Genomic DNA, 26,586 nt, shown 5'->3' with positions numbered 1-26,586 from the left:
TCGCCACAGTCAGGGCAGCAGCAGCGCCTGCTCGCGCTCGCACAACTGCACCACGTAATCCCACAGCACCCGCAGGCGTACGGACTTGTGCAGTTCGCGGCGGGTGCTGATCCAGTAGCTGCGGCGAATGGTTTCGTCCGGCAGCAACGGCACCAGCGTCGGGTCGCCGCTGGCCATGTAGCAAGGCAGCACGGCAATCCCCAGGCCGGAGCGCGCAGCCTGCTGCTGGGCGATGACGCTGGTGCTGTGGAACACCACCCGCGGGTTGCGGCAAAAGCTGTTGAGGAACATCAGTTCCTGGCTGAACAAAAGATCATCGACATACCCGATCCAGGCATGGCGGGCCAGGTCCTCGCGGCTGCGCAGCGCTGGCGAGCGGTCCAGGTAGGCCTGGCTGGCGTACAGCGCCAAGCTGTAGTCGGTGAGTTTGCGGGTGACCAGCAGGTCGGCCGCCGGGCGTTCGAGGTGAATGCTGATTTCCGCCTCACGGTTGAGGATGCTGACAAAGCGTGGCACCGCCACCAGTTCCACTTCCAGCCCCGGATAGCGCTGGAACAGCCCCTCCATGCGGCAGGCGAGGAACATGATGCCCAGCCCTTCGGTCACTCCCAGGCGGATCTTGCCCAGGGGCGCACTGGACTGGGTGATGTCCTCCTGGGCCAGCAACGCCACGTTCTCCATGGCTTCGGCGTGCTTGAGCAGCGTCTCGCCGGCCGGGGTCAGTTCATAGCCCTGGGCATGCTGGACAAACAGCGCGGTGCCGAGGCTTTTCTCGATGGCCTCGATGTGCCGTGCCACGGTGGCGTGGGTGGTGTTCAGGCGCCGTGCAGCCGTCAGCAGACGCCCGCTGCGTTGCAGCTCCAGGAAATAACGCAGGTCATTCCAGTCGAACATGAGGCGATCCTTGAACGCGCCTGAAGGCATGACTGTTTATAAACGCACAGCCGCTGCGCAAAAACTAACATTCTTTTGACGAAAACTAACAACTAGGATGGGTCCCACAACAACAAGAATGAGGTCGCGAATGCAACCTGTCGTCGATGAATACGATTACGTGATCGTGGGCGCCGGCCCTGCCGGATGCCTGTTGGCCAATCGGCTGTCGGCCCATCCGCAACACCGGGTGCTGCTGCTCGAAGCCGGCGGGCGCGACAACTATCCGTGGATTCACATCCCGGTCGGCTACCTGTTCTGCATCGGCAACCCACGCACCGACTGGTGCTTCAAGACCGAAGCACAGCCTGGCCTGCAAGGCCGCGCCCTGAGCTACCCCCGCGGCAAGGTCCTGGGTGGCTGCTCTTCCATCAACGGCATGATCTACATGCGCGGCCAGGCGGCGGACTACGACGGCTGGGCCGCCGAGGGCAATTCTGGCTGGGCCTGGAACGACGTGCTGCCACTGTTCCGCCAGAGCGAAAACCATTTTGCCGGCGCGTCCGAATTTCACGGCGCCGCAGGGGAATGGCGGGTCGAACGCCAGCGCCTGTCATGGCCGATTCTCGATGCGTTCCGCACCGCCGCCGAACAGAGCGGCATCCCCAACGTCGACGATTTCAACAGCGGCGACAATGAAGGCTGCGGCTACTTCCAAGTCAACCAGAAAGCCGGGGTACGCTGGAACGCGGCCAAGGCGTTTCTCAAGCCGATTCGCCACCGCGCCAACCTCACGGTGTTGACCGACGTCGAGGTCGACCGCGTGTTGCTGCGTGACGACCGCGCCCACGCCCTCAGCGCGCGCTGGCAAGGCAAGGGCATGACCTTCAAGGCCCGCAAGGAAATCGTCCTGTGCGCCGGGGCCGTGGGATCGCCGGGGATCCTGCAACGTTCCGGGATCGGCCCGCGCAGCCTGCTGCAACGCCTGGGCATCGGCGTGACCCATGAACTGCCCGGTGTCGGCGGCAACTTGCAGGACCACCTGCAACTGCGGCTGATCTACCAGTTGGAAAATGCCCGCACCCTGAACCAGATCGCCGGCACCCTGTGGGGCAAGATGGGCATGGGCCTGCGCTACCTGTACGACCGCAGCGGCCCGCTGTCCATGGCCCCCAGCCAACTCGGCGCGTTTGCCCGCTCGGGGCCGGAACAGACCTCGGCCAACCTCGAATATCACGTACAGCCATTGTCCCTGGAACGCTTCGGCGAACCGTTGCACAGCTTCCCGGCGTTCACCGCGTCGGTCTGCGACCTGCGCCCGCAAAGCCGTGGCCGGGTGGACATCCGCTCCGCCGACCCGCACGAAGCGCCGCTGATCCAGCCCAACTACCTGAGCCATCCCGAAGACCTGCGAGTCGCCGCCGACGCCATCCGCCTGACCCGCCGCATCGTCGCGGCCCCGGCCCTGAGCGCGTTCAAACCGGTGGAATACTTGCCGGGCCCCAGCCTGCAAACCGAAGAGGAACTGCACCAGGCCGCCGCCCGGATCGGCACGACGATTTTCCACCCGGTCGGCACGTGCCGCATGGGCCAGGATCGTGACGCGGTGGTGGATGCACAACTGCGTGTCCACGGCATCAAGGGCCTGCGCATTGCCGACGCCTCGATCATGCCGCGCATCACCTCGGGCAACACTTGCTCGCCAACATTGATGATTGCCGAGAAGGCGGCGCAGATGATGCTCAATCCCGCGATGAGGAACACCGACGTCGAAAAAGCACCTGCTACGGTCTGAAGAACAACAGAAACACCTGTGGGAGCGAGCTCCCAAAAGGTGAGGAGTCGATTCAAGGAAAGTGTGTCAAATCAGGAGACGCCACCCCGGCGTCGCAGTGGAACAACAAAAACAATCACTGTGAGGGATACCGCTATGTCCGAGCATGTTCAGCCCCTGGAAGCCACGCGCAGCGTCGGCACCAGCCAGGAAACCCAGAAAGTCATCTTCGCCTCGTCCCTGGGGACGGTGTTCGAGTGGTACGACTTTTTCCTCTACGGCGCCCTGGCGGCGGTGATCAGCAAGCAGTTCTTCGCCGGGGTCAACGACACCACAGCATTCATCTTCGCCCTGATGGCCTTCGCCGCCGGTTTCATCGTGCGGCCGTTCGGGGCATTGGTGTTCGGTCGGTTGGGGGACATGATCGGGCGCAAGTACACATTCCTGGCGACCATCATCCTCATGGGCGTGGCGACGTTCTGCGTCGGCCTGCTGCCCAACTACGCCAGCATCGGCATTGCCGCGCCGATCATCCTGGTGGTGCTGCGCATGCTCCAGGGCCTGGCCCTGGGCGGTGAGTACGGCGGCGCGGCGACCTACGTTGCCGAGCACGCGCCAATGGGCAAGCGCGGTTTTCATACCAGCTGGATTCAGTCCACGGCCACCCTCGGGCTGTTGTTGTCGCTGCTGGTGGTGCTGGGCTGCCGCTATTTCACTGGCGACCAGTTCGAGGTCTGGGGCTGGCGCATTCCGTTCCTGCTGTCGATCCTGCTGCTGGGCATTTCCACCTGGATCCGCCTGAGCCTGCACGAATCACCGGCCTTCTTGAAAATGAAAGAAGAAGGCAAGAGCTGCAAGGCGCCGATTCGCGAATCCTTCGGCAAGTGGGAAAACCTTAAGGTGGTGTTGATCGCCCTGTTCAGCATCAACGCCGGGCAAGCGGTGACCTTCTACGCCGCGCAGTTCTACGTGCTGTTTTTCCTCACCCAGTTCCTGAAGATGGACCCGGCCCTGGCCAACAGCCTGCTGATTGTCAGCGTGGTGATCGGCGCACCGTTCTTCATCTTCTTTGGCTGGCTGTCGGACAAGGTCGGGCGCAAACCGGTGCTGATGATCGGCCTGCTGCTGGCGACGGCGCTGTACTTCCCGATCTTCAAGACTCTGGCCCATTACGCCAACCCGGCCATCGACCAGGCAAGCCGCCAGGCACCGATCACCGTGATCGCCGACCCGGCCACCTGCACCTTCCAGTTCGACCCGGTGGGCAAGGCGCGTTTCGACAGCCCGTGCGACAAAGTCAAGACCTTCCTGGTCAAGCAAGGCCTGCCCTACAGCAGCGTCGCCGCCCCAGCCGGCAGCACGGTGCAGGTCAGCGTCGGTGACGTGAAACTCGAAGGTTACGACGAAGCCGCCCTGCGCGGCGCGGTGACCCTGGCAGGCTATCCGCAACAGGCCGACGCCCAGCAGATCAACCGGCCGATGATCGTCGCCTTGATCGTGGCGCTGATCATCATCTCGGCGATGTGCTACGGACCGCTGGCAGCGTTGATGGTCGAACTGTTCCCGACCCGCATTCGCTACACCTCCATGTCCCTGCCCTATCACATCGGCAACGGCTGGTTCGGCGGTTTCCTGCCCACCGTATCGTTCGCCCTGGTGGTCTACACTGGGGATATTTTCTATGGGCTGTGGTACCCGGTGGTGATCACCGGGGTGAGCCTGGTGGTGGGCATGATCTGCCTGCGGGAAACCCGGAGCGTGGACCTGGACAAGAACTGAGGAGAAACCGTGGCGAGGGCGCTTGCGCCCTCGCCACCGGATCAGAAGCGCGCTTTCATGGACAGGGTGAAGTTGCGCGGCTCGCCATAATAGTTACCAAAGCCCTCGGTCCCGATGGTGGCGTAGTAGCGCTTGTCGAACAGGTTGTTGCCATTGAGTGCCAACGACCAGGTGTCATCGATGCGGTAGCCGAGGCGACCGTTCCACACCGCATAACCGGCCTGGGTGATCTTCTCGCCCGTCGCTGGCGACACTCGGAAGTTGTCGCTTTGTGCGTTGACGCCTGCGCCGACGCTGAACCGTTCCAATGCCCCGCCGAGGGCATAATCGCCCCACAGCCGCAGCACATGGCGCGGCACATAGCTGTTGAACGAACCACCGTTGAGGCTGGTGTCAATGTCTTCGAGGGTCTTGGTCTGGGTGTAGGTGTAGCCGGCCAGCAGTTGCAGGCGCTCGATGACTTCACCGCTGATCTCGGCTTCGAAACCTTGGGCGCGGACCTTGCCGGCGTTCTCATAGCAGAAACCGTCCGAGGACGAACAGCTTGAGATGTAGTCGGTCTGGGCCTGGTCCTTCTGCAGCGTGCGGAACAGGTTGAAGGCGCTGTTCAGGCGCCCCTCGAACCATTCGCCCTTGATCCCCAGTTCGTAGCTTTCACCCACCAGGGGCTTGAGTGCCGAACCGCTTTCGGAGCGGTAGTTGCCTTGGGGCGTGAAAATGTCCGAGTAACTGGCGTAGGCCGTCAGGTGTTCGTTGAGGTCCAGCAACACGGCGGCAAACGGAGTGACCTGGCCCGTCTCCGTGCTCTTGGCGTGTTCCGAACCGCCGGTGAGGAACACCGAGTCGGTCTTGGAGCTGTACCAGCTTACCCGGCTGCCCACCACGAACGTCAAGGGATCCGCCAGCTTCAGGCGCAGGGTCGAATACATCCCTTGCTGCTCGGTAACGGTCTTGACCGGACCACCGCGCGTCGAGTTTTCGATGAAGTAACTGTCGTCCGGTTCGGGAATATGACGATCCGGATCGAACACATTCTGTTTCTCTGGCAGCAATGCCACCGAGAAAAAGTCATCTTTGTCCGAGCGACTGGCGTTGAAGCCGATGACCCATTCGTGCTGCTGCCCAAAGGCATCGAACTTGCCGTCCAGATACGCATCGAGGCCGTAATCGACCTGGTCGTAATCGTACATGCTGCCCAGCATGTTGGTGGTCGAGATGCCTGGCGTCACCGAGCCCGATGCAAACGCGTATTTGATGTCCTGGGTGTTTTTCGTATAGACACCGGCCACCTTCACGGCCCAGTCGTCGTTAAGCTGATGCTTGAGATCGCCGAATACCGTGGTCCGCTGGCTACGCCAGGTATTCCACGACGGATCCAGGCAAGTGGAGCGGCTGAGCTTCAGATCGCTGCCATCCCTGTAGCGAGGCAGCCCGCCCCAGCAGGGGCTTGCATCGACGTCTTCATAGGCAACGCCCAGGCCGAGCGTCGTATCGGGGCTCAGGTCGAAGTCGAGCGCGCCGTAATAGATCTGGTCCTTGCGACGGGCATCGTCATAAAAATAATGCCGGCTCTGCTCGGCGATCACCGCCCTGCCCCGCACAGTACCGGAATCATTCAGTGGGCCACCGGTGTCGACCTGCCCACGGTAGTTGTCCCAAGTACCGCCCGAGAGACTGAGTTCGGTCTGGGCCGTGGCCAGGCCGCGTTTGCGGACGAAATTGACGCCGCCGGAGGTACCACCCGAGCCCTTCATCATCCCGGCCGCACCGCGCAGGACTTCGACACGGTCGTAATACGCCATGTCACTGCTGAAACTATCGGCCTGGACATAGCTGTTGCCCATGTCCAACGGGACGCCGTCATATTGATACTGGCCGGACATCCGGAACCCACGGGAATAGAAATATTTTCCGCCCATGGTCGAGTCGTAGACGGTAATGCCGGGCGTCTTTTCCATCACTTGATCGATGGTGTTCAGGTTTTGGTCATCGAGCATCTTGCGGGTGATCACCGTCACCGATTGTGGCGTTTCGCGCAGCGAGTGCTCGCCTTTGCCAATGGTGACCGCCCCTGTCGTGTAGGAGCCACTGTTCTCGGTGGTCGCGCCGATCCTCTGTCCGTCGATGGTGGTGACGCCCAGTTCCATGGCCGAACCGTTGCCGGGCACGGGGCGGCGCAGCACATACGTACCGTTGGCCTGGAAGTCGGCTTGCAGGCCGCTGCCACCCAGAATGCGCGCAAATCCGTCAACCACGCCAAACGAACCGCTCAGGCCAGGCGATCGCAGGCCCTGGAGTTGCCGGGCATCGAACGAAATGGCGACCCCGGCAGCGCTGGAAAAACGGGTCAGGACATCCACCAGGCTGCCGGCTCCGATATCGTAGGCCTGCACCCAACGCTGCTGCGCCGAAGCCTCTGGAACCGGGCTGGCATTCACGGCCCCGGCGCTGCCCGTAGCGGCTGCCAGCAGGCCGATTTTTACTGCAAACACCAGACGACCTGGCGCGCTCACCCAAGACATGCTTCCCCTCCCCAAAACGGTCGTTAAAAACTCACTGAGGAAGAGCCGAACGATGCGGATGAAAAGTGCAGAACAATTTTTTTATCGCGCCGTAGCGTCAGCGTCGGTCGCCACTCGATACCTGGACCCAGAAACGGCTGTATCGGGTCACTCGCAACGAAAAACCACTCTCCAGTGCCGCCAGGGCGAGGTCCGTGTCATCGACGGGAAACACACCCGACACCTTCAAGTCGCCAATGGCCGGATCACAACGCAGCACACCGTTGCGGTAACGCGAAAGCTCCTCCAGCAGCGCCGCCAGGGGACGGTCAATGGCAATGATGCTTCCCTTCTGCCAGGCACCCACCGACACATCGTTGCCGCGCAGCGTACGCAGTGACCGATCATTGAAGTCCAGGCGTTGGCCGGCTTCGACCCGCCGCCTTGATCCAATAGCCGGCAGACTGACCTCGACCGCTTTCTCCAGCACCGCCACCTCGCCGCCTTGCGCCTGGCCACGGACTATAAAACGCGTCCCCAACGCCAGTACTTCGACAGGCCCCGTGGCCACCTTGAAAGGACGCCGCAAGGGATCAACCGCCGTCGTCACGAGAATCTCCCCCCGCAACAGCTCCAGTCGCCGCTGGTTTGCATCGAAACGAACATTGACCGACGTGTCGGTGTTGAGCAGTAGCGTGCTGCCGTCCGCCAGTTGAAACTCACGGCGCTCGCCCACCGTGGTGCGGTAATCGCAAAACAGATTCTGAGTCGCCTGGCTGCGCCAGCCCAACCACCCCAGGCCACTGGCGGACGTCAGCAGTAACACGCTGCGCAATACCTGGCGACGGGATCGGTTGTGGGTATCACTCAAGGTCGGCGCCGCCAGTGCACCCGGCACACTCGCCATCTGTTCGGCCACCGCCGTCATTCTTTGCCAGGCCTGGCCATGCAACGGATCGGCGCTCAGCCAGGCATTCCACCCGGCCCGATCCGCGTCGGTCGTGATGCCCGAATGCAGCTTGGCGTACCACTGCGCGGCGGCACGAATGGCCCTCAACTCTTCGGGCGGCAGGTTCATGACAGCTGCAATTGAATTTGCATCAGGCAGCAATGTTCCATGGCCTTGGCCATGTGGTTATTGACCGTGCGGACACTGACGCCCAAGCGCTCGGCAATTTGCGGATACGTCAGGCCATCGAACTGCGACAGGATGAACGCCTGCCTGATACGCGGCCCCAACCCCAGCAGCAAGCGGTCGATTTCCATCAAGGCCTGGAGCAGGATGGCTTGGTCTTCCAGCGATGGGTGCTGCTCTTGCGGCATGGCGGCCAATGCTTCGAGATAGGACTGTTCCAGTGAACGGCGGCGGAACAGATCGATCAACAGCCCTTTGGCGATCATCGACAGGTACGGTCGCGGTTCACGAATGTCCAATGCGGTGCGAGCCTTGAGGACGCGCACGAAGGTGTCCTGGGTGAGGTCCGCTGCATCGAAGGCGTTGCCCAGGCGCTTGCGCAACCAGCCCTGGAGCCAACTGTGATGATCGCTGTACAGAACGTCGACGGCACTGCGTAAGGACAGATCGTTGGCGGACATGGCAATGGAATAATTCGCGACTGATAATGACTCGCATTGTCATGGGAGCCATCGCCGCTTGCAACCCAAACATGAGTGCGACGGGTCGATCACAACCCGTCGTTCTGGGATCGATCAGTGCAGAGAGTGGCTTTTCACCGTACTTTCCACCAGATCCAGCATCTGTCCCAACGCCCAAGGCTTGGCGATGAAGGACGCGTGGTGCTTGATCCCGGCGCTTTCCGGCGTCTCGAAACCGGACATGATCAGCAGCGGTATCTGCGGCCAGCGGTCTCCGGTCAGGTTGGCCAGGTCCGCGCCATCAATCTTGCCGGGCATGGTGATATCGGTGAGCAGCAGATCGACGTAATCCGCGCTCTCCTCCAGAAATGTCAGCGCTGCGTCGGCGCTTTCCCGAGGCTCCACGACAAACCCTTCCTCCTCGAGGATTTCACAGAGGAACTCCAGGATGGTCGGATCATCTTCCACAACGAGAATCAAACGTGTAGTCGCCTGGCCGTTGCCATTTGGCATCGAATTCATGAAAGTGACTCTCCTTGACCTCATAAACCTGCTTTGCGGGTTTCAACCGCCTTGAAGTTATGAGCCATCCCCCTGCGAGAAATTCATTCTGCGTGCCAACAGGCCGCCGAATGTCATGCCAGACACCCCCTGGCAATGCAGCGCAACGTTTTTATCTGTATATCCATACAGATAAAACTTGCCCTTGCGCGCATCCATGACCATGCTACAGCCCCATGAAATCTGCTCAGGAAAAGGGCGCTATGCAGCTGTACCTGTGTGAAAAACCGTCCCAGGCCAAGGACATCGCTGCCGTGCTCGGTGCCACGCGCCGTGGCGACGGTTGCTGGCTGGGCCCTGGCATCACGGTCACCTGGTGCATCGGCCACCTGCTGGAAACCGCCCCGCCCGACGCCTACGATGCGCGCTACAAGCGCTGGGTACTGACCGACCTGCCCATTGTGCCGGCGCAATGGAAAATGACCGTCAAGCCGAAAACCGCCAGCCAGTACAAGGCGGTCAAGCGCCTGCTGGGGGAGGCAAAGGAATTGGTGATCGCCACCGACGCCGACCGCGAAGGCGAAATGATCGCCCGGGAGCTGGTGGAACATTGCCGTTATCGCGGACCGATCCGGCGGCTATGGCTGTCGGCCCTGGACGAAGCGTCGATCCGCAAGGCCCTGGCCGCCCTCAAGCCGGGAGTCGAAACCTTCAACCTGTATCACTCGGCGCTGGGTCGCTCCCGGGCCGACTGGCTGATAGGCATGAACATGAGTCGCCTGTTCACCCTGCTGGGGCGCCAGTCCGGCTACCAGGGCGTGCTGCCGGTGGGCCGCGTGCAAACACCGACGCTACGCCTGGTGGTGGATCGCGACCGCAGCATCGCCGACTTCGTACCGGTCGCCTATTGGGCCATCGACGTGCAGCTCAGTCACGAAGGCATGGCCTTCACCGCCCAGTGGCGCGCCGACCCGGATGCCTGCGACGATCAGGAACGCTGCCTGAACCAGGCCCTGGCCCGAGACGCGGCCCAGGCCATGCGCAACGCCGCCACCGCCCGGACACTGAAGGTGCGTACCGAGCGCCTGCGCGAAGCGGCGCCGTTGCCCTTCGACCTGGGCACCCTGCAAGAAGTCTGCTCGAAGAAACTCGGCCTCGGCGCCCAGGAAACCCTGGACATTGCCCAGTCGCTCTACGAGACCTACAAGCTCATCACCTACCCTCGCAGCGATTGCGGTTTCCTGCCCTTGAGCCAGCACAGCGAAGTACCCGCCATCCTGGCCGCCCTCGCCCAGGCCGACCCCAGCCTCGCGCCGTTGCGCGAGCACCTGCAGCCGCAGCGTAAATCCCGAGCCTGGAACGACGCCAAGGTCAGTGCGCACCACGGCATCATTCCCACCGCCGCCGCCAAGAATCTCGACAAACTCGCCGGCAAGCAGCGTGCGGTCTATACGCTGATTCGCGCACGCTATCTGGCGCAGTTCCTGCCCAACCACGAATACGACCGGACCCAGGCCGACTTCGACTGTGCCGGCCAGGCGCTGCGCGCCGTGGGTAAGCAGATCGTCGAACCCGGCTGGAAACGCGCACTGCCCGAAGCACTGGCACCGGCAAAGGGCCGTGAAGCGCCGGCACCGCAAACCTTGCCGGCACTGGCCGAAGGTCGCGATTGCACGGTGGACGAGGTGAAACCCAAGGACCTGTGGACCCAGCCGCCCAAGCCCTTCACTGAAGGCGACTTGATCAAGGCGATGAAGAACGTCGCCAAACTGGTGGAGGACCCGCTGCTCAAGCAGAAGCTCAAGGACACCACCGGCATCGGCACCGAAGCGACCCGAGCCTCGATCATCCAGGGGCTGCTCGACCGCGGTTACCTGGTGAAGAACGGCAAGGCCCTGTCGGCCACCCCGGCGGCCTTCAGCCTGATCGACGCCGTGCCCCGGGCCATCGCCGACCCGGGCACCACGGCCATCTGGGAGCAGGCCCTGGACATGGTGCAAAGCGGCGAAATGAGCCTGGAAGAATTCGTGACCCGTCAAGCCGCCTGGATGAGCAAGCACGTCGCCCGCTGCCAGGGCATGAGCCTGACCATCAGCGGCCCGGCCAGCCCCGCCGGGCGTGGCGCAACCCCGTGGAAGAACAAGCGCAAGCCGGCCAAGCGCAAGGCAGCCGGTGCACCGCGCAAGGCGAGCAAGGCCAAGGCCACCTGAGCCTATGATGCCAAACACAGACCCTGTGGCGAGGGAGCTTGCTCCCGCTGGGGCGCGAAGCGGCCCTAAACCTGGCGGCACGGTGGATCAGGGTAATCGAGGGGATTTGACAGAGGGCCGCTACGCAGCCCAGCGGGAGCAAGCTCCCTCGCCACAGGGCTCGGCTCAAGCCCAATTGCTCATACCCAAACCATTTTGTCCGACAATATGTAGTGACCAAAAATAATCACTACAAAACCGTTGACGCCTCCGATTTGCCCTTGCATGATGCAGACGTCTCCCCGATCGGGAGTACAGGCAACTGTTTGAGCAAGCTCGTCTGACCGCCGAGCTGTTTTTTGGATAAGGGACTGCCCACAAGGCAGATTGAAGGTGCTGACCTGGCCTGACCGTCCGGTAACAAGGACGAGAAACGTCGGTGAAGATCCTCATGACGCACGTGGTTCAACCCTCGAAAGTTGACACTGACTGAAGATTCTTCGCTGTTTCTCTTCGTTGTAGCGCATTTGCGTAGCAGCCCTTCGATAACACTACACAACCGATGCACGACCCCGTCGAAGTTCGACGGAAGCATGCTGACGGCCTGGTTTCGGTAGCAGGCAGGTACTTACCGAGTAGCGAAGTTTTTGCGAACCACCAGACAGATCAACCAAATGGTCAAGGGGCTTACACATGAATCTGAATAATCAACCATCTATTGATGAACTGGCTCGCATATTCGCAGCACACAAAGACACGCTCGACAGCCATATCCTGTGGATCAGCAAGACTGGCCAGGTGCATATGGACTGCCTGTCGCCCTACACCCGCGAAGACGAGTTCGAAAAGAACACGCATGAGCTGGGTGCCCGGCTGAAGATGTACCGCCGTGGCCAGGGCTATGTTGGCAAGAAGGCTGCGGCCGACAAAGACTTCATCGGTCGCGTGTTGCAAACGCTGACCCAGGCCTGGCAGTCGATGCAGAACACTTCCGAGGTCCGGGTCATCGACCGCCTCTGCTGATATCCCCTGACAAGAAGGCCCGCTCCTGAATCAGGAGCGGGCCTTTTTTGTGCGGCAGGAAACTAGAACACCGACCAGCCAATCCGCTGACTCATCAATTCCAGCGCCGCCATGCCGGCCAGAGAGTTGCCGGCGGCGTTGAGTTCAGGCGACCAGACGCATACGGTGAACCGCCCCGGCACCACGGCGACAATCCCGCCACCGACACCGCTCTTGCCTGGCAGGCCGACGCGATAAGCGAAATTGCCGGCCTCATCGTACAAGCCGCTGGTGGCCATGATGGAGTTGACCTGCTGGGTCTGCCGGGCGCTGAGGATCTGCTCGCCGCTGTGCTTGCAGAACCCGTCGTTGGCCAGGAAGCAGAACGCCCGCGCCAGGTCGACACAACTCATCCGCAGGGCGCAGTGGCTGAAATAACTGCGCAGCACCGCTTCCACGTCGTTATGGAAGTTGCCGAACGATTGCATCAGGTACGCCATCGCTGCGTTGCGAGCGCGGTGCTGGTATTCCGATTCGGCCACCTTGCCGTCCACCATCACCTGTGGGTTACCCGACAGACGGCGCACAAAATCGCGCATCGACAACGCCGGGGCGGCGAAACGCGACTGGTTGATATCGCAGATCACCAACGCGCCGGCGTTGATGAACGGGTTGCGTGGTCGACCACGTTCGAATTCCAGCTGCACCAGGGAATTGAACGGTTGGCCGGACGGCTCATGGCCCAGGCGCTCCCAGATCGCTTCGCCGGAATGCCCGATGGCCTGCACCAGGCTGAACACCTTGGAAATACTCTGCACCGAAAACGCTGTTTCGGCGTCGCCGGCGCAGTACAACTCGCCGTCGTTGCCATACACGGCAATACCCAACTGGTTAGGCGCCACAGTGCCCAGGGCCGGAATGTAATCGGCCACCTTGCCCTGACCGATCAGGGGGCGAACCGCATCGAGGATCTCGTTCAACAGTGCTTGCATATGCGCGGGGTCCAGTCATTCCCCGTTCGAGTGCGGGGATACAGACGCTAGACGCTGGTGGGCGGCGTCAGAGCACACTGAATTGCCCGCAAAATCCCGTGGCGAGGGAGCTTGCTCCCGCTGGGGCACGAAGCGACCCCTGACCCAGCCACTGCATTCCCTTGATGGGGCTGTTTCACAGCCCAGCGGGAGCAAGCTCCCTCGCCACAAGATGCTGGGTTTTCACCAGCGCTTATCGCGAAATCAAGCGGTCTATAGTTGAGGGGATCAACCGATAGGAGGAACGCCATGCGTCAGATCGTGCAAAAAGAACCCTGGTGGGCCTCGCCGCCCAGGCCCGGGCAGGATGAAAGCGAGCTGGAATGGGGCTGGCTGGTGATCTACAGCGAAGGCGAGCCGCGCTTCGAATTCGTAAAAGAGCGTCCCACGGACGAACAGATCCGCCAGCGCAAGGGGTGTCGCGTCACCCTTGGGTCAGAATGAGCCAGCCCGTCACGGCTTGATGTCCGGCAATGCCACCGCTCGATTGGCCAGGTCCGCCTCCACCAGGTTGCCTCCCACTTCCTCGTCCAGGTAATACACCGGCGCCATTACCCCGCTGAGGGGATGCTTGAGCGACTTGAACCACGCCTCATCGAACGCAGCACTCAGGCTTTTGCGGATCTGCGCCTCCATTTCCGGCCGCTCGCCCTCGTGGATGATCGCACGAATGCCCGCCACGCCCACCGAGATCAACGCCCCGGCCGCCTTCCCGGCAACGGCCGCCGCTGCACCGGTTGCCCCTCTCGTGGCGAACTGGGCCTCGATTTTTTCGCTGGTGCGCTGCGCCACCGTGGCGATCACCGCCTCAGAGGGTCCGGCACCTGTGGTTGCAGCCTTGTTGACGTGATCGATCAGCGCCGCATAGGCCGGCAGGGTGTTCAACGGTTCGGTGTGAACCATCTCGTACAACGAAGCATCACGCGCCGCGGGCGGACCTAGGCGGATGGCCGGGATGCCGTGCAAGCGCCGGTTCATCAGTTCGTTCGGGATGCGATGCCGCAGGGCGATGACCTGGACCTGCTGATTGAGCTGGCGCAGGTAGTAGCCTATGGCGTTGGCCCTGATCGCCTCGGGATCGATTTCCACTGCCACCGGTTCCAGCACCTGCTCGCGATATTGTTCCTGCAGGTAAACCGCCAGGCGCCTGGCCGAAGAATCCGTCTCGCCCTCGGCGCTGGCGGCGTACCAACTGACCTTCACCGCCAGCCACTCCTGGGTCCAATAGCTGCTGAACCAGGGAATGAATTCAACCTCGGTGCGCTTATAGACCAACGTGCGCCAATGCTCCATCGACCCACGGGCGTAAAGTGCCGCCTGTTCTACGGCGCTTTTCGATGCTGCGATGATCTGCTGGTCCACCTGTCGCCAAGTGGCCTGGTCAATCGTCACCGTGGCAGCCTGTTGACCGCGCTGTGACGTGGCGCACCCCGCCAGAACGAGCACAACGGCCAACATCAGCGAACGCAGCACGATCGCGCCACCCCGGATTCATGTCATCCACCACGGGATTGAGTATAGGTGCAGAGCAGCAAAACCTGCGGGCCAAGGCAGGCTTATCCGGCGTTTGCGGTTACCCTGGCCTGGTATCTCGGTCTTAGCAGGTTTATTGAATGGCAACGCTCCTCGAACGTCTTCGCCACTGGGCCACGGCCCTGAAGCGCCAGACCATCACGCTGTGGTTCTGCTATCGCCATCAGCAGACGCCATGGCTGCCCAAATGGATCGCAATCATCGTGGTGGCCTACGCCCTGAGTCCTATCGACCTGATTCCGGATTTCATCCCGGTGCTGGGTTATCTGGATGACGTGATCCTGTTACCGATGGGCATCTGGCTGGCCATTCGATTGATGCCGCCGGCCATACTGGCCGAGTGTGAAGCCAAGGCCCTACAGTGGCAGGAGAACGACGGTCAACGCCCGGTGAACAAGATGGCAGCGGCACTGATCGTGCTGGCATGGGTGGCAGCGCTGGCGGCCACGGCGTGGTGGTTTTCAGGGGCCCGGGTCAAAAACGGGTGAACTGCTCGAACTGCCACTCGAACGCAGCCCGGTTGCGGAGAGCTTCGTAGAGGGTGCCGGTTGGTCGCCAGTCGGTGCACTTGCCCACCAGGGTGCCGAGGTAAGGCCTGGCCACTTCCAGTACACGCTCATGGTCCATCTGCTCCGGCTCGACGATACCGCGATCCGGATGCTCCACCGCCCACACGATTCCCGCCAGCACGCCCGCAGCCACCTGCAGGCTGGTGGCATTGTTGAAGGGCAACAGCGCGCGTGCCTCATCGATGCTCAACACCGAGCCGAACCAGTAGGCATTCAGTTCGTGCCCCATCAGCAGGACACCCAGCGCATCGACGCCGCCGCCGTCGATTTCACCGTTGAGGATGCGTTGCCGGGGCTGGCCCTGCCAGCCGTGCCCGATCAGCTCGTGCATCGATAACAAGGCATCGTTGCACGGATGGTAGGCGTAATACAGGGTCGGCCTGTAGATCAACTGGCGTTGATCTTTCACGGTCAGCAGGTCGGCGGTCGAGGCCGTTTCGTGATGGGTGATCATCAGGCCCAGGCAGGGCCCGCCCAGCGGTGTCCAGGTCTTGACCCGTACGCTCGCGCTCGGCCGTTCCAGGTAAATGGCGTTGCGACTCCCGAAGCGATGGCGCCTGGCAGACGACGGCCAACTGCGCTCGTGGGTGCCCCAGGCCAACTCCGCCGGTTGGCAGCCCTCACTGATGACCCCTTCCACCGACCATGTGTTCACAAACTCATCGTCCTGCTTTATTTGCTTGGAGCACTGAGTATCACGCTCGGCAAAATGGATCACTCTGATGCCCGTCTCCATGCACAACCGGGCCCAATCCACACCCTTGCTATTGTGTGGCAGCGGATGATTCAGTTGCACCGCCAGCTCCACCAGCCCGGCCTTGAGCAAATGGGTGATCAGGCCGGGATTGGCGCCATGGGCCACCACCGCCGTCGGCCCCTCGCCCAGTTTTTTTCGCAAATCCAGGACCTGATGGCGCAAGGCGTAGTTGGTACGACGCGATAGGCTCAACTGCGGATCGTCGTAGCCGCCCGCCCAAGGCTCGACGCAGGTATCGAGGTACAGCGCGCCCTTCTCGAAGGCATAGGCCATCAGCGCCAGCGAACTGACCGCCACCGACAGGTTGACGATGAAGTCGCCGCGCCTGACGAAGCGATCCAGGATTTGCTCGAAGGTCGACTCAGTCAGCGCCTTGGGAACGAAACTGATGCCTCGCTCCTTGAACCAGATGTGCTTCTCGATAACAGGCGCAATGACCGTGATGTGCTGGACCGGGACATGATCCTGTCCCAATAGCAACGGCAAGGTTGCCCGGGTGATTGAACCGAACCCGATGAAGATCAGATGCCCGGTGAATGGGACCCGGTGTTCCATGAGCTGCCTCCGGGGAGAACGCAAACAATGGAGCCATGAGATACCGGCATCGAGTCTTTGGCTACTGTCAGAGTCGACAGGCGCTTGGCGCAGGCCTTGTCGATCCTGCGCCAGCCCCCGACTGGCCGGTCGTCAAGAGTCCATCGTCGCGGCCTGGTTACCGCCCTGCTCGGCGATCTTGGACAGTTTCTCGTCGGTGGCCTTTTCTTCCTTGAGCGTCGCCAGCAACAGCCCGACCACTTCATCGCCGAGGTTCAAGTGCTTGGCCATGGCAATCAGGGTGCCGTAACTGGCGATCTCGTAATGCTCGACTTTTTGCGCCGCGCCGATCAACCCGGCATCGAGTACCGCCCCTTTCTCGATTTCCTCGAGCAGTTCCTTGGACTCTTCCACCAACCCTTCCATGGCTACGCACTTCATGCGCTTGAGCTTGATGCCGGCCACTTCGATGAGGGTGTCGATGCGTTCGATCTGGCCTTGGGTTTCTTCCAAGTGATCGTTGAAGGCTTGCGCCAGCAAAGGGTTGGTCGCAGCCCTGGCCATGCGGGGCAATGCGCGGGTGATCTGCTTCTCGGCGCTGTAGATATCGGACAGTTCGTGAATGAACAGGTCGGTCACTGTTTTCCTGGCCATTTTCAATCATCCTCCGGTCAAGAAAAGGCGCCGCATTGGCGGGCCTCAAAGGGTAGATGAGGGTGGAGCCGGCATCCGCTGCTTCACCTGTCATCAACACTGACCCGAAGAAAATTTCAGATGTTCAAGAAATTTTTCGAAGCGTGGACGGAGGGTATCGAGACGGTCGAGCAGCCTTCAGCCGAGCGCCGTGTCGAGAAACATCATCACCGCAAACCCCATCATCAGGCCCAGCGTCGCCGGCGTTTCATGGCCGTTACGGTGGGTCTCGGGAATCACTTCGTGGGACACCACGAAGATCATCGCCCCTGCCGCCAGCCCGAGGCTGATGGGGTAGGCAACCGCCACACCCGATGACATGCCCAGGCCAATCACCGATCCCAACGGTTCCATCAGCCCGGACCCCACTGCAATCAGCGCAGCACGCAAGGTGCTGATGCCCGTGACCCGCAGCGCCATCGCAATGGCCAGTCCTTCGGGGATGTCCTGGATGGCGATGGCAGTGGTCAGGGGCAAGCCGACCTTGAAATCGCCGTCGGCAAAACTGACGCCGATGGCCATGCCTTCCGGCAGGTTGTGCAAGGTGATGGCGAGCACGAACAGCCACACACGATTAATGCGCTTGACCTCGGGACCGCGCCGCCCGCTCAATTCGTGTTCGTGGGGCACGAAGCGGTCGAGGCCGATCATCAGGGCTACACCCAAGCCCAGGCCAAGCACGACGACAAACGCGGCCAGCAACTGATTGCCACAAATCACCTGCGCGGCTTCGATGCCCGGCAGAATCAGAGAGAAAGAGCTGGCGGCGAGCATCATGCCGGCGGCGAAACCCAGCATGATGTCCTGGGTGCGTGACGAGATATCGCGCAGCACCACCGCCATCAATGCGCCCAAGGCCGTGGCGGCGAAACCGGACGTTCCGCCCAGGACCGCGTAGCCCAGATTGTGCCGATCAGCGCCGACCAAGGCGTTATAGCCGCTGTAGAGTAACAATGCGGTGATCACCGCAAGCCCCAGCCAGAAACTCACGCCCAACAGCAGATTGTCTTGTACAGGACCCAGCCAGGTGCGCCAGGGGGATCGGATCCGGGAAGTGGGCTGGTCCATCGAATGTCCTTAATGCTCTGTGGGCATAACCAGTCTGAGCGTTGCATGGCGGGAACGCTCAGACGCAAAGGTTCAGGCGAGGGAGTCTCCTCCCTCGCCGTTGTTTACAGTTTGTCACCTTGCATCCCTGAACCCAAGTCGGCACCTGTGGTGGGGTTGCTTTCCGGGTTGGACATCGTCCGTGCCTTCATGTCCATCAGCAGCGCTTCGTCCTTTTCACTGAGCTGGACGCTGGCCAGGCCATCGCCGCCATCCACCGCCGGCGCTGGATTTTCGACGAACTCCCAATCGTCGCCCTGATTCCATGGGCCGCGCACGGTAGGTTCGCCTTGGGACATATTGAAGTACACGTTGGTGAACTCCGGCATGCCCGGCAATTTGCCTTGGGGGAAATTGGGCTGGATCGAATGCAGGGCTTTTTCGAACGACAATTGGTGGGCGATTTCGCGGGTCATCAAAAAGCCCAGCGCTTCCTTCACACCGGGATCGTCAGTGACATTCATCAAGCGCTCATAGACGATTTTCGCCCGCGCCTCGGCCGCGATATTGGAACGCATGTCCGCTGTCGGCTCGCCGATGGTGTCCACATAGGCGGCGGTCCAGGGCACACCGGCGGAGTTGGTCAACGGCGAACCGGCGCCATACAGGAGGCTGGTGATGTGGGAATCATTGCCGGCACCGTTGATGTCCCGGTACAACTGGCCCTCCTTTTCCACGCCCTCGGCCATCTTGCCCTTGGCACCTTTGTTCAACATCACGATGATCGAACCGATGACTTCCAAGTGACTGAGCTCCTCGGTGGCGATGTCCATCAGCAAATCCTTACGGCCTGGATCGTCCTCGGACAAGGCCTGGGTGAAGTAGCGCGACGCCGCCGCCAGCTCACCCTGGGCACCACCGAACTGTTCAAGCAGCAAGTTGGCAAGCCCGGGATTAGGTTCGGCGACACGCACGGTGTATTGCAGTCTTTTATTATGTAAAAACATGATAAAACCCCTCGATCAGACATAAACCATGGAGACACTGCCAGCAATAACAGGCCCACAAGACATCAGAAAAAGTTAAGAGAATTTGATTTTATTTTTTATTCGATAAATAAGATGAACGGTAATGAAAAAACAATACCGCACATCTCATTTCGAATAAAAAGGAAAGCTTGTAAAGCCAGGCGAAACTTTATATCCGCATTCAATTATTGCCGCCCATGGGGCCCCATGCCATGGGCACGGGGCCTGTCTGTTCAGCGGGCATTACGAGTCACGACCGCCGCCACGGCTGTTTTCGCCGCCCTTCCTACCGGCTTCGGAGGCCTTTTCCCGGTCATTGGCAAAATTGCCGCCCGAAGCCTGGCCACCCTTGCGGCCCGCTTCCGAGGCGCGCTCAGGATCGTTGGCGAAATTACCGCCCGATGCCTGCCCGCCTTTGCGGCCAGCCTCCGCAGCGCGTCCAGGGTCGTTGGCAAAGTTACCGCCCGATGCCTGCCCCCCCTTGCGACCTGCTTCGGAGGCGCGTTCCGGGTTATTGGCAAAGTTGCCACCGGACGCTTGTCCACCTTTTTTCCCGGCTTCCGATGCCTTCTCACGATCGTTAGCGAAATTGCCAGGATTGTTATTTCCTGTATTAGCCATTTCATTCACCTCGTTAGTTAGTGTTTAACGAGCCTCGCTGGCTCGTATGTACTATGAGAATTGGACTTCGCCAAGGTTTGAAAGAAATTCAGCGAACGGCGACGAACGGTCAGAAGGCGAAAATTCAAATCCATTCAACTGCTGAGCATTACAACTCGCTATCAAACAAGCGATGAGTCATAAATTATCTTAAACACCTTAGCAGCTAGTTATTACATTCAATTGAAAGCAGTGCGTGTCTTTCCACGCTGTCCGCCAAAGGTCGGGCGGCGCCGGCACCCTACTGCACCGGTCTCGTCACCCTGGCCTCGCGCCGTTCCAGGAAGCCAAAACTCGCGGGCTGCCGGTGTTGTCCTGCACCACCGCACTGACCGGCTTGCGGCGTCCGGATACCCTGTCGCCGATACCCGGATTCAAGAATGCTCAGGGTGAAATCGGATCGCTTGCCGGAAACGTCTCCTCCAGCGCGTCGTCCAGCTGCTTATTGGTGACGTCCCGCTCGCCCACCTTGCCACTGCGTTCGCAATGGCAGTCTGGCGCCGGACACGGTTCACCGTTGGGGTGTTGTTCGGCGCAGGCCTGGCTGCAGTAGGCTTCGCCGTCATGATTGAAAACCCGTTGCGGATCTATCTCACACTGGCAATCGGGGCAACCGCACTTTAATTCGCTCATGCTCTTTCTCCCGGGATAGGGGTCGAGGCGCCGTCAGGAAGACCCGACCATCAGCTGGACTTCGAGATTCGCCGCCGCAACGCCGTGTTTGGCCACGTACACATCAGCAGTCCAGCCCTTGGTCAGGTTGTGATAGGACTGCGTGCCCAAGGCCGTGCCGCTGTTCCATTCAAGGATGTCGCCAATATCGATGTCGTTGGCCGAACTCAGCTCGAGCACGGTATGGCCGTCCTCTTGCGCCACATACACCCCCACCATTGCGCTCTGTCGATTGATGGCCCGTACTTCACCCGTGGTCTGCTTCATACGTTTCCTCTTCTCGGCCGCTTCAAGGAGCACTCGACACGCCATCCGGTCGCTCTTTAACACTCAGCCGTATTCAGCGCTTGGCTTCGGTGTGCGGATTGGCCGAACGCTCCAGGAACGCCTGGGTAATTTCCGGCAAGTGGTCGCGCAACCACTCGGCCATGGCGATTTCCTGGGGCAGGATCTGTTCGCACGCCCGTTGCGTTTCCACATCCCCGGCTACTTTCGCCGCCTCGATCAGCACGGTGTAGGAGGCGATTTCAAGGTTCTCGAACACATAGCCGCTCATGGCCCCCTTGACCACTTCGTCGCTCATTGTCATGCCGCCCACCGCCTGACCAAAGGCCATGAGCTTGCCGGCCAGGTCCTTGAGCGTCGACGTACTGCCGCCCAGGCGTTGGATGCATTGTTCGACCAACTTTTGTTGGCCGAGGGTTTCCTGCAAGTGCTCCTCGATCCGGGCCTTGAGCACCGGATAATGCTCCAAGCGCTCGGCCTGGGCCTTGAGCATTTTTTCCGCTTGCTGCTCCATGGCATGGGCATCGTTGAGCCAGTCCAGCAGGTTCTCTTTAGGCGTTGCCATTTCCTTCTCCTTAGCCGTGGTCGCTACTGCAACGCAGCGCGACGGTTCTGAAGTACCGCACATAAAAGTGGATAGCGCGGCGTCGGGGAAAGTTTGAAAAGACCACGGGCCAGGGCGACGAAAGGCGCTGGGACCGTTTTCCTGCGCAATTGCAGTGCTAATCTCAACGGCTCCAGGCCCACGGAGACACCCAATGCCCGACGACCTTCACCTTGCACCGTTCGATCGGTTACTGGAGCACATGGCCGGGCGTCGTTTCCTGGTGCTCACCGGCGCCGGCATCAGCACGCCTTCGGGGATTCCCGACTACCGCGACAGCGACGGCGTACGACGGGGTCGACAGCCTATGATGTACCAGGAGTTCCTCGCCCAGGCCGAAGCACGACGGCGCTACTGGGCGCGGGCGATGCTGGGCTGGCCACGGGTGAGGCAGGCCAGGCCGAACGTGGCCCATGACGCCTTGGCCCAACTGCAGGCGCAGCAGCGCATCACCGGGTTGATCACGCAGAATGTCGATACGCTGCATGACCAGGCCGGCAGCCAGGACGTCATTGAACTTCACGGCAGCCTGCACCGTGTGTTGTGCCTGGATTGTGGCCAGCGCAGCGAGCGGCAGCAGATCCAGTTGTCGATGGAAGCGCAGAATCCTTACCTGGCCGGTGTCGACGCCGTGCAGGCGCCCGACGGCGATACCCTGCTGGACCCGGCGTTCGAGGCGCGCTTTCAAGTGCCCAATTGCCCCCATTGCGGCGGCGAGCGGTTGAAGCCCGACGTGGTGTTTTTCGGCGAGAACGTCGCCCCCCTCACCGCGACCCGCGCCATGCAAGCCGTCGAGCAAGCCGACGGCCTGCTGGTGGTGGGCTCGTCGCTGATGGCGTATTCGGCGTTTCGCCTGTGCCGGGCCATCAAGGACCAGGGCAAGCCGTTGCTGGTGATCAACCGGGGCAAGACCCGGGCCGATGAGTTGCTGGACCTCAAGCTTGAAGAGCCGTGTGAGCAATTACTGCCATTGCTGGCGCAACACCCGCGCTAACCACACCACTCCCACAGGGTCAGTGTTGGCCTGTGGTCAACGAGCCCAACTCCTGATCCCTGAGCGTATCGAACAACGCCTGCGCCGCCGCCGACAGTTCATGCCCCGGTTTGGTCAGCACCCCGATGGCTCGCTCGATCACCGGATCACTCAAGGTGATGCAGCGGGCACCCAGCTCATGCATCTGCCCGACGCACAGCGCCGGCACGGCACTCACCCCCAGCCCGCTGGCGACCATCCGCCCGACGGTCGCCAACTGGTGGCTCTCGAACTCCACAGGCAGTTTCATGCCCCGGGCCTGCAAATGCTCCTCCAGCATCACCCGTACGGTGGATGGCCGTTGCAGCGTGATGAAGGGCTGTTCCAGCAGGGTTTCCCAGTGGATTTCGTCGCGCTGGGCAAGCGGTGAGTCCAGCGGCACTACCGCGACGAAGCGATCGAGATACAAAGGTGTGAACGCCAATGACGCACCCTGCATCGGCTCGAACGCCACACCCAATTCGACATGACGATCGCGGACCATTTCCAGCACCTGTTCGTTGATCACATCGTTGACCGTGACGTTGACATTCGGAAAGCGGGCGCGGAAGGTCTTGAGGATCGGTGGCAGCAGGTTGCCAGCGAACGAAGGCATTGCCGCCAACGTCACGCGACCACGCTGCAAGGTGAAGCGTTGACGCATTTCGTCTTCGGCATTGTCCCAATCGGCAACTAGCCGTCGGGCCAGTGGCAACAAGGACTCACCTTCGGGCGTCAGCGCCACGTTGCGGGTATTACGGCTGAACAAACGACCGCCGAGGCCTTCTTCCAAGGCCTTGATGGTCAGGCTAAGGGCCGACTGGGACAGGTGCAGCCGTTCGCAGGCCACGGCAAAGCTCAGGCTCTGGGCCACCGCGAGGAAGGCTCGGATCTGCTTGAGGGTCATGGGGATCGCTTCGCTCCAGGGGCAAGCCGTAAGTTTCGAGCCGCCAGTGGATGGCGGCGACTGTTGAGTTTTATCAATCAATCCAACCTAAAAATCAACTTAACAAATATATGACTTAGCGCAACACTGCACTCCATTGCGACCCCATCAAGAATAAAAGAGGTGTCTATGGCAGGTTTCGACAAACGCGTGAGTTCTTATGAAGAAGCGTTGGAAGGCTTGAAAGACGGCATGACCGTCATCGCCGGCGGCTTTGGCCTGTGCGGTATCCCGGAAAACCTGATCGCCGAGATCAAGCGCAAGGGCATCCGCGACCTCACCGTGGTGTCCAACAACTGCGGCGTCGACGGCTTCGGCCTCGGCGTACTGCTGGAAGACCGGCAAATCCGCAAGGTGGTCGCCTCCTACGTGGGCGAAAACGCCCTCTTCGAGCAGCAACTGCTGAGCGGCGAAATCGAAGTCGTGCTCACCCCACAAGGCACCCTCGCTGAAAAAATGCGCGCCGGCGGCGCCGGCATCCCGGCGTTCTTCACCGCCACGGGCGTCGGCACGCCGGTGGCCGAAGGCAAGGAAGTGCGTGAATTCCATGGCCGCCAGTACCTGATGGAAGAATCCATCACCGGCGACTTCGCCATCGTCAAGGGCTGGAAGGCCGACCATTTCGGCAATGTCATCTATCGCCACACCGCGCAGAACTTCAATCCGCTGGCCGCCACGGCGGGCAAGATCACGGTGGTGGAAGTCGAAGAAATCGTCGAGCCCGGCGAGCTGGACCCGACGCAGATCCACACCCCTGGCATCTACGTCGACCGGGTCATTTGCGGCACGTTCGAAAAACGCATCGAACAGCGCACCGTGCGCAAGTGATCCCCTGCCCCCGGCCCGAATGAAGGAATAACACCATGGCACTTTCCCGCGAACAAATGGCTCAACGCGTCGCCCGCGAAATGCAGGACGGCTACTACGTGAACCTGGGCATCGGCATTCCGACCCTGGTCGCCAACTACATTCCCGAAGGCATGGAAGTCATGCTGCAATCGGAAAACGGCTTGCTCGGCATGGGCGCATTTCCCACCGAAGCCGAAGTCGATGCCGACATGATCAACGCCGGCAAGCAAACCGTCACCGCGCGCATTGGCGCGTCGATCTTTTCCTCGGCCGAATCGTTTGCCATGATCCGCGGCGGCCACATCGACCTGACCGTACTGGGTGCGTTCGAGGTGGATGTCGAAGGTAACATTGCCTCGTGGATGATCCCCGGCAAGCTGGTCAAGGGCATGGGTGGCGCGATGGACCTGGTGGCCGGCGCCGAGAACATCATTGTCACCATGACCCATGCGTCCAAGGACGGCGAGTCGAAACTGCTGCCGCGTTGCAGCCTGCCACTGACCGGCGCCGGGTGCATCAAGCGGGTGCTGACCGACCTGGCCTACCTGGAAATCCAGGATGGCGCCTTCATTTTGAAAGAACGTGCCCCAGGCGTCAGCGTCGAGGAAATCGTCGCCAAGACCGCCGGCAAATTGATCGTGCCGGACCACGTGCCTGAAATGCAGTTCGCTGCCCAGTGAGGAGAGATTCGATGCAAGAAGTCGTGATTGTCGCCGCTACCCGTACCGCCATCGGCAGTTTCCAGGGTTCGCTGGCTTCCATTCCCGCGCCGGAACTCGGTGCAGCGGTGATTCGGCGCCTGCTGGAGCAAACCGGCCTGTCCGGTGAGCAGGTCGATGAAGTGATCCTCGGCCAGGTGCTGACGGCGGGCTCCGGGCAAAACCCGGCTCGCCAGGCGTCGATCCTCGCTGGCCTGCCGCATGCGGTGCCGGCGTTGACCCTGAACAAGGTCTGCGGCTCGGGACTCAAGGCGTTGCACCTGGGCGCCCAGGCGATTCGTTGTGGCGACGCCGAAGTGATCATTGCCGGTGGCATGGAGAACATGAGCCTGGCCCCGTACGTGTTACCGGCCGCCCGCACCGGCCTGCGCATGGGCCACGCGAAAATGATCGACAGCATGATCACCGATGGCCTGTGGGATGCGTTCAACGATTACCACATGGGCATCACCGCCGAGAACCTGGTGGACAAGTACGGCATCAGCCGTGAAGAACAGGATGCCTTTGCCGCCGCGTCCCAGCAGAAAGCCGTCGCCGCCATCGAGGGCGGCCGCTTCGCCGATGAGATCACACCGATCCTGATCCCCCAGCGCAAGGGCGATCCCGTGGCGTTCGCCACCGACGAGCAACCGCGCGCCGGCACCACCGCCGAATCCCTGGGCAAGCTCAAGCCGGCCTTCAAGAAGGACGGCAGCGTCACTGCGGGCAATGCGTCCTCGCTCAATGATGGCGCCGCCGCAGTGATCCTGATGAGCGCCGAAAAAGCCAAGGCCCTGGGCCTGCCGGTGCTGGCGAAAATCAGTGCCTACGCCAATGCCGGCGTCGACCCGGCCATCATGGGCATTGGCCCGGTCTCGGCCACCCGTCGCTGCCTGGACAAGGCCGGCTGGTCGTTGGACCAACTGGACCTGATCGAAGCCAACGAAGCCTTCGCCGCCCAATCGCTGGCGGTAGCCCGGGAACTGAAATGGGACATGGACAAGGTCAACGTCAACGGCGGCGCCATCGCCCTGGGTCACCCCATCGGTGCGTCGGGCTGCCGCGTGCTGGTGTCGCTGCTGCATGAAATGATCAAGCGCGACGCCAAGAAAGGCCTCGCCACCCTGTGCATCGGCGGCGGCCAGGGCGTGGCCCTGGCACTGGAACGGGCCTGACCGGCAAAGCGTTCAACAGGGGTGGCCCGGACCCACGAACATCCGCGCAACCCCTGGCAACAAACGGCGCAACTTAGGTTGCGCCGTTTTTTTTGGTTTTGCGCATGATTGGCCGGCCTCATCGCGAGCAAGCTCGCACACAGAGGGCCGCGGTGTACCGTCGATTGCGTGCTCAACCCAATCCCCGTGGCGAGGGAGCTTGCTCCCGCTGGGGCGCGAAGCGGCCCTGAAGCCTGACGACTCGGTGTCTCAGGCAAAGGCTTGGGTCTGCTGCGCAG

At 61.4% G+C, this 26,586-nt stretch carries 27 protein-coding genes; 10 read left to right on the top strand and 17 right to left on the bottom strand.

Translation table 11 applies throughout. The features are described from left to right. Window positions 1-9: 9 nt before the first annotated feature. A complete protein-coding gene (locus BLO97_RS00860) occupies window positions 10-894 on the bottom strand; it encodes a LysR family transcriptional regulator (protein WP_063322025.1) in 885 nt (294 codons plus the stop codon). Between the two features lie 130 nt (window positions 895-1,024). Here BLO97_RS00860 and BLO97_RS00855 point away from each other — a divergent pair, with 130 nt between their 5' ends. Continuing rightward, window positions 1,025-2,668 carry a GMC family oxidoreductase gene (locus tag BLO97_RS00855; protein ID WP_092344449.1) on the top strand — a complete coding sequence of 548 codons (1,644 nt, stop codon included), beginning with the start codon at window positions 1,025-1,027 and terminating at the stop codon, window positions 2,666-2,668. A gap of 135 nt (window positions 2,669-2,803) precedes the next feature. Then, the gene (locus tag BLO97_RS00850) at window positions 2,804-4,426 is read left to right on the top strand and encodes an MFS transporter (RefSeq protein ID WP_092145559.1); all 1,623 of its coding nucleotides are present in this window, start codon (window positions 2,804-2,806) and stop codon (window positions 4,424-4,426) included. A 41-nt stretch (window positions 4,427-4,467) separates the two neighbouring features. On the opposite strand, the gene BLO97_RS00845 is transcribed toward BLO97_RS00850, so the two are convergent. From BLO97_RS00845 to BLO97_RS31525, 5 genes are all read right to left on the bottom strand, one after another. Further along, entirely contained in the window at window positions 4,468-6,948 is a 2,481-nt protein-coding gene (locus BLO97_RS00845; protein WP_092344447.1) for a TonB-dependent siderophore receptor, read from the bottom strand. A gap of 97 nt (window positions 6,949-7,045) precedes the next feature. Next, window positions 7,046-8,005, bottom strand: a complete 960-nt coding sequence (locus tag BLO97_RS00840; RefSeq protein WP_092344445.1) for a FecR domain-containing protein — start codon at window positions 8,003-8,005, stop codon at window positions 7,046-7,048. After that, window positions 8,002-8,523 (bottom strand): sigma-70 family RNA polymerase sigma factor, encoded by a 522-nt coding sequence (locus tag BLO97_RS00835; RefSeq protein WP_092344443.1) that lies wholly within the window; start codon window positions 8,521-8,523, stop codon window positions 8,002-8,004. The genes BLO97_RS00840 and BLO97_RS00835 overlap by 4 nt, the downstream gene beginning before the upstream one ends. Before the next feature lie 114 nt (window positions 8,524-8,637). Next, window positions 8,638-9,045, bottom strand: a complete 408-nt coding sequence (locus BLO97_RS00830; protein ID WP_063322031.1) for a response regulator — start codon at window positions 9,043-9,045, stop codon at window positions 8,638-8,640. Window positions 9,046-9,102: 57 nt separating this feature from the next. Next, a complete protein-coding gene (locus tag BLO97_RS31525) occupies window positions 9,103-9,249 on the bottom strand; it encodes a hypothetical protein (RefSeq protein WP_175489819.1) in 147 nt (48 codons plus the stop codon). A 38-nt stretch (window positions 9,250-9,287) separates the two neighbouring features. Here BLO97_RS31525 and BLO97_RS00825 point away from each other — a divergent pair, with 38 nt between their 5' ends. Together BLO97_RS00825 and BLO97_RS00820 are read left to right on the top strand one after the other, a co-directional pair. Continuing rightward, window positions 9,288-11,234 (top strand): DNA topoisomerase III, encoded by a 1,947-nt coding sequence (locus tag BLO97_RS00825; protein WP_092344441.1) that lies wholly within the window; start codon window positions 9,288-9,290, stop codon window positions 11,232-11,234. 672 nt (window positions 11,235-11,906) lie between these two features. Then, the gene (locus tag BLO97_RS00820) at window positions 11,907-12,236 is read left to right on the top strand and encodes a hypothetical protein (protein WP_063322033.1); all 330 of its coding nucleotides are present in this window, start codon (window positions 11,907-11,909) and stop codon (window positions 12,234-12,236) included. A 62-nt stretch (window positions 12,237-12,298) separates the two neighbouring features. Here BLO97_RS00820 and glsB read toward each other — a convergent pair whose 3' ends face one another. After that, window positions 12,299-13,207, bottom strand: coding sequence for a glutaminase B (gene glsB / locus BLO97_RS00815; protein WP_092145549.1), 909 nt, complete (start codon window positions 13,205-13,207; stop codon window positions 12,299-12,301). A 288-nt stretch (window positions 13,208-13,495) separates the two neighbouring features. On the opposite strand from glsB, the gene BLO97_RS00810 reads away from it, so the two are divergent. Further along, window positions 13,496-13,690: a hypothetical protein gene (locus BLO97_RS00810; protein WP_092145547.1), complete on the top strand. Its 195-nt coding sequence runs from the start codon at window positions 13,496-13,498 to the stop codon at window positions 13,688-13,690. A gap of 9 nt (window positions 13,691-13,699) precedes the next feature. Here the strand turns inward: BLO97_RS00810 and BLO97_RS00805 are convergent, their stop codons facing one another. Next, window positions 13,700-14,719 carry a hypothetical protein gene (locus tag BLO97_RS00805; RefSeq protein ID WP_092344439.1) on the bottom strand — a complete coding sequence of 340 codons (1,020 nt, stop codon included), beginning with the start codon at window positions 14,717-14,719 and terminating at the stop codon, window positions 13,700-13,702. Window positions 14,720-14,859: 140 nt separating this feature from the next. On the opposite strand from BLO97_RS00805, the gene BLO97_RS00800 reads away from it, so the two are divergent. Beyond that, on the top strand, window positions 14,860-15,267 hold the full coding sequence (locus BLO97_RS00800; protein WP_092223952.1) for a YkvA family protein: 408 nt from the start codon (window positions 14,860-14,862) through the stop codon (window positions 15,265-15,267). Here BLO97_RS00800 and BLO97_RS00795 read toward each other — a convergent pair. The 8 genes from BLO97_RS00795 to BLO97_RS00760 all read right to left on the bottom strand — a co-directional run bounded on the left by BLO97_RS00795 (window position 15,254) and on the right by BLO97_RS00760 (window position 21,589). Continuing rightward, complete coding sequence (locus tag BLO97_RS00795; RefSeq protein ID WP_092344437.1) at window positions 15,254-16,660, bottom strand: saccharopine dehydrogenase NADP-binding domain-containing protein; 1,407 nt, start codon at window positions 16,658-16,660, stop codon at window positions 15,254-15,256. The two genes, BLO97_RS00800 and BLO97_RS00795, sit on opposite strands and share 14 nt — an antisense overlap. A 132-nt stretch (window positions 16,661-16,792) precedes the next feature. Then, on the bottom strand, window positions 16,793-17,293 hold the full coding sequence (locus BLO97_RS00790; protein ID WP_072407072.1) for a YciE/YciF ferroxidase family protein: 501 nt from the start codon (window positions 17,291-17,293) through the stop codon (window positions 16,793-16,795). 177 nt (window positions 17,294-17,470) lie between these two features. Further along, window positions 17,471-18,400, bottom strand: a complete 930-nt coding sequence (locus BLO97_RS00785) for a ZIP family metal transporter (protein WP_092145539.1) — start codon at window positions 18,398-18,400, stop codon at window positions 17,471-17,473. Window positions 18,401-18,504: 104 nt separating this feature from the next. After that, entirely contained in the window at window positions 18,505-19,386 is an 882-nt protein-coding gene (locus BLO97_RS00780) for a manganese catalase family protein (RefSeq protein WP_072347677.1), read from the bottom strand. A gap of 264 nt (window positions 19,387-19,650) precedes the next feature. After that, complete coding sequence (locus tag BLO97_RS00775; RefSeq protein WP_092145537.1) at window positions 19,651-20,028, bottom strand: con-10 family general stress protein; 378 nt, start codon at window positions 20,026-20,028, stop codon at window positions 19,651-19,653. A gap of 423 nt (window positions 20,029-20,451) precedes the next feature. Next, window positions 20,452-20,700, bottom strand: coding sequence for a metallothionein (locus BLO97_RS00770; RefSeq protein WP_092145535.1), 249 nt, complete (start codon window positions 20,698-20,700; stop codon window positions 20,452-20,454). Between the two features lie 33 nt (window positions 20,701-20,733). Continuing rightward, the gene (locus tag BLO97_RS00765) at window positions 20,734-21,006 is read right to left on the bottom strand and encodes a hypothetical protein (RefSeq protein WP_092145533.1); all 273 of its coding nucleotides are present in this window, start codon (window positions 21,004-21,006) and stop codon (window positions 20,734-20,736) included. Between the two features lie 73 nt (window positions 21,007-21,079). Further along, window positions 21,080-21,589 (bottom strand): ferritin-like domain-containing protein, encoded by a 510-nt coding sequence (locus tag BLO97_RS00760; RefSeq protein WP_092145531.1) that lies wholly within the window; start codon window positions 21,587-21,589, stop codon window positions 21,080-21,082. 193 nt (window positions 21,590-21,782) lie between these two features. Between BLO97_RS00760 and BLO97_RS00755 the strand changes: the two genes are divergently transcribed. Then, window positions 21,783-22,622 (top strand): NAD-dependent protein deacetylase, encoded by an 840-nt coding sequence (locus BLO97_RS00755; RefSeq protein WP_092145528.1) that lies wholly within the window; start codon window positions 21,783-21,785, stop codon window positions 22,620-22,622. Between the two features lie 19 nt (window positions 22,623-22,641). Here the strand turns inward: BLO97_RS00755 and BLO97_RS00750 are convergent, their stop codons facing one another. Continuing rightward, the gene (locus BLO97_RS00750; protein ID WP_092145526.1) at window positions 22,642-23,547 is read right to left on the bottom strand and encodes a LysR family transcriptional regulator; all 906 of its coding nucleotides are present in this window, start codon (window positions 23,545-23,547) and stop codon (window positions 22,642-22,644) included. A gap of 168 nt (window positions 23,548-23,715) precedes the next feature. Between BLO97_RS00750 and BLO97_RS00745 the strand changes: the two genes are divergently transcribed. Genes BLO97_RS00745 through BLO97_RS00735 form a run of 3 tightly spaced genes read left to right on the top strand, consistent with a single transcriptional unit; the run spans window position 23,716 to window position 26,308 of the window. Beyond that, window positions 23,716-24,414: a CoA transferase subunit A gene (locus BLO97_RS00745; protein ID WP_063322042.1), complete on the top strand. Its 699-nt coding sequence runs from the start codon at window positions 23,716-23,718 to the stop codon at window positions 24,412-24,414. Between the two features lie 35 nt (window positions 24,415-24,449). Next, window positions 24,450-25,115, top strand: a complete 666-nt coding sequence (locus BLO97_RS00740; RefSeq protein ID WP_003180355.1) for a CoA transferase subunit B — start codon at window positions 24,450-24,452, stop codon at window positions 25,113-25,115. Between the two features lie 11 nt (window positions 25,116-25,126). Continuing rightward, window positions 25,127-26,308, top strand: coding sequence for an acetyl-CoA C-acetyltransferase (locus BLO97_RS00735; RefSeq protein ID WP_092145523.1), 1,182 nt, complete (start codon window positions 25,127-25,129; stop codon window positions 26,306-26,308). The last annotated feature ends 278 nt before the right edge of the window (window positions 26,309-26,586 follow it).

Source organism: Pseudomonas sp. NFACC05-1, assembly GCF_900100135.1.
In the GTDB taxonomy this organism is placed as follows: domain Bacteria; phylum Pseudomonadota; class Gammaproteobacteria; order Pseudomonadales; family Pseudomonadaceae; genus Aquipseudomonas; species Aquipseudomonas fluorescens_Q.
Note: the sequence above shows the minus strand (reverse complement) of the source record. Positions and strands in the feature narration are given on the sequence as shown.

What these genes read in the sequence shown, in the direction of transcription:
- BLO97_RS00795 (WP_092344437.1), bottom strand. Translation starts at nt 16,660, where the DNA reads ATGGAACACCGGGTCCCATTCACCGGGCATCTGATCTTCATCGGGTTC.
- BLO97_RS00830 (WP_063322031.1), bottom strand. Translation starts at nt 9,045, where the DNA reads ATGAATTCGATGCCAAATGGCAACGGCCAGGCGACTACACGTTTGATT.
- BLO97_RS00755 (WP_092145528.1), top strand. Translation starts at nt 21,783, where the DNA reads ATGCCCGACGACCTTCACCTTGCACCGTTCGATCGGTTACTGGAGCAC.
- BLO97_RS00845 (WP_092344447.1), bottom strand. Translation starts at nt 6,948, where the DNA reads ATGTCTTGGGTGAGCGCGCCAGGTCGTCTGGTGTTTGCAGTAAAAATC.
- BLO97_RS00785 (WP_092145539.1), bottom strand. Translation starts at nt 18,400, where the DNA reads ATGGACCAGCCCACTTCCCGGATCCGATCCCCCTGGCGCACCTGGCTG.
- BLO97_RS00770 (WP_092145535.1), bottom strand. Translation starts at nt 20,700, where the DNA reads ATGAGCGAATTAAAGTGCGGTTGCCCCGATTGCCAGTGTGAGATAGAT.
- BLO97_RS00825 (WP_092344441.1), top strand. Translation starts at nt 9,288, where the DNA reads ATGCAGCTGTACCTGTGTGAAAAACCGTCCCAGGCCAAGGACATCGCT.
- BLO97_RS00810 (WP_092145547.1), top strand. Translation starts at nt 13,496, where the DNA reads ATGCGTCAGATCGTGCAAAAAGAACCCTGGTGGGCCTCGCCGCCCAGG.
- BLO97_RS00735 (WP_092145523.1), top strand. Translation starts at nt 25,127, where the DNA reads ATGCAAGAAGTCGTGATTGTCGCCGCTACCCGTACCGCCATCGGCAGT.
- BLO97_RS31525 (WP_175489819.1), bottom strand. Translation starts at nt 9,249, where the DNA reads ATGGTCATGGATGCGCGCAAGGGCAAGTTTTATCTGTATGGATATACA.
- BLO97_RS00780 (WP_072347677.1), bottom strand. Translation starts at nt 19,386, where the DNA reads ATGTTTTTACATAATAAAAGACTGCAATACACCGTGCGTGTCGCCGAA.
- BLO97_RS00750 (WP_092145526.1), bottom strand. Translation starts at nt 23,547, where the DNA reads ATGACCCTCAAGCAGATCCGAGCCTTCCTCGCGGTGGCCCAGAGCCTG.
- BLO97_RS00820 (WP_063322033.1), top strand. Translation starts at nt 11,907, where the DNA reads ATGAATCTGAATAATCAACCATCTATTGATGAACTGGCTCGCATATTC.
- glsB (WP_092145549.1), bottom strand. Translation starts at nt 13,207, where the DNA reads ATGCAAGCACTGTTGAACGAGATCCTCGATGCGGTTCGCCCCCTGATC.
- BLO97_RS00800 (WP_092223952.1), top strand. Translation starts at nt 14,860, where the DNA reads ATGGCAACGCTCCTCGAACGTCTTCGCCACTGGGCCACGGCCCTGAAG.
- BLO97_RS00840 (WP_092344445.1), bottom strand. Translation starts at nt 8,005, where the DNA reads ATGAACCTGCCGCCCGAAGAGTTGAGGGCCATTCGTGCCGCCGCGCAG.
- BLO97_RS00860 (WP_063322025.1), bottom strand. Translation starts at nt 894, where the DNA reads ATGTTCGACTGGAATGACCTGCGTTATTTCCTGGAGCTGCAACGCAGC.
- BLO97_RS00740 (WP_003180355.1), top strand. Translation starts at nt 24,450, where the DNA reads ATGGCACTTTCCCGCGAACAAATGGCTCAACGCGTCGCCCGCGAAATG.
- BLO97_RS00775 (WP_092145537.1), bottom strand. Translation starts at nt 20,028, where the DNA reads ATGGCTAATACAGGAAATAACAATCCTGGCAATTTCGCTAACGATCGT.
- BLO97_RS00765 (WP_092145533.1), bottom strand. Translation starts at nt 21,006, where the DNA reads ATGAAGCAGACCACGGGTGAAGTACGGGCCATCAATCGACAGAGCGCA.
- BLO97_RS00745 (WP_063322042.1), top strand. Translation starts at nt 23,716, where the DNA reads ATGGCAGGTTTCGACAAACGCGTGAGTTCTTATGAAGAAGCGTTGGAA.
- BLO97_RS00760 (WP_092145531.1), bottom strand. Translation starts at nt 21,589, where the DNA reads ATGGCAACGCCTAAAGAGAACCTGCTGGACTGGCTCAACGATGCCCAT.
- BLO97_RS00835 (WP_092344443.1), bottom strand. Translation starts at nt 8,523, where the DNA reads ATGTCCGCCAACGATCTGTCCTTACGCAGTGCCGTCGACGTTCTGTAC.
- BLO97_RS00855 (WP_092344449.1), top strand. Translation starts at nt 1,025, where the DNA reads ATGCAACCTGTCGTCGATGAATACGATTACGTGATCGTGGGCGCCGGC.
- BLO97_RS00790 (WP_072407072.1), bottom strand. Translation starts at nt 17,293, where the DNA reads ATGGCCAGGAAAACAGTGACCGACCTGTTCATTCACGAACTGTCCGAT.
- BLO97_RS00850 (WP_092145559.1), top strand. Translation starts at nt 2,804, where the DNA reads ATGTCCGAGCATGTTCAGCCCCTGGAAGCCACGCGCAGCGTCGGCACC.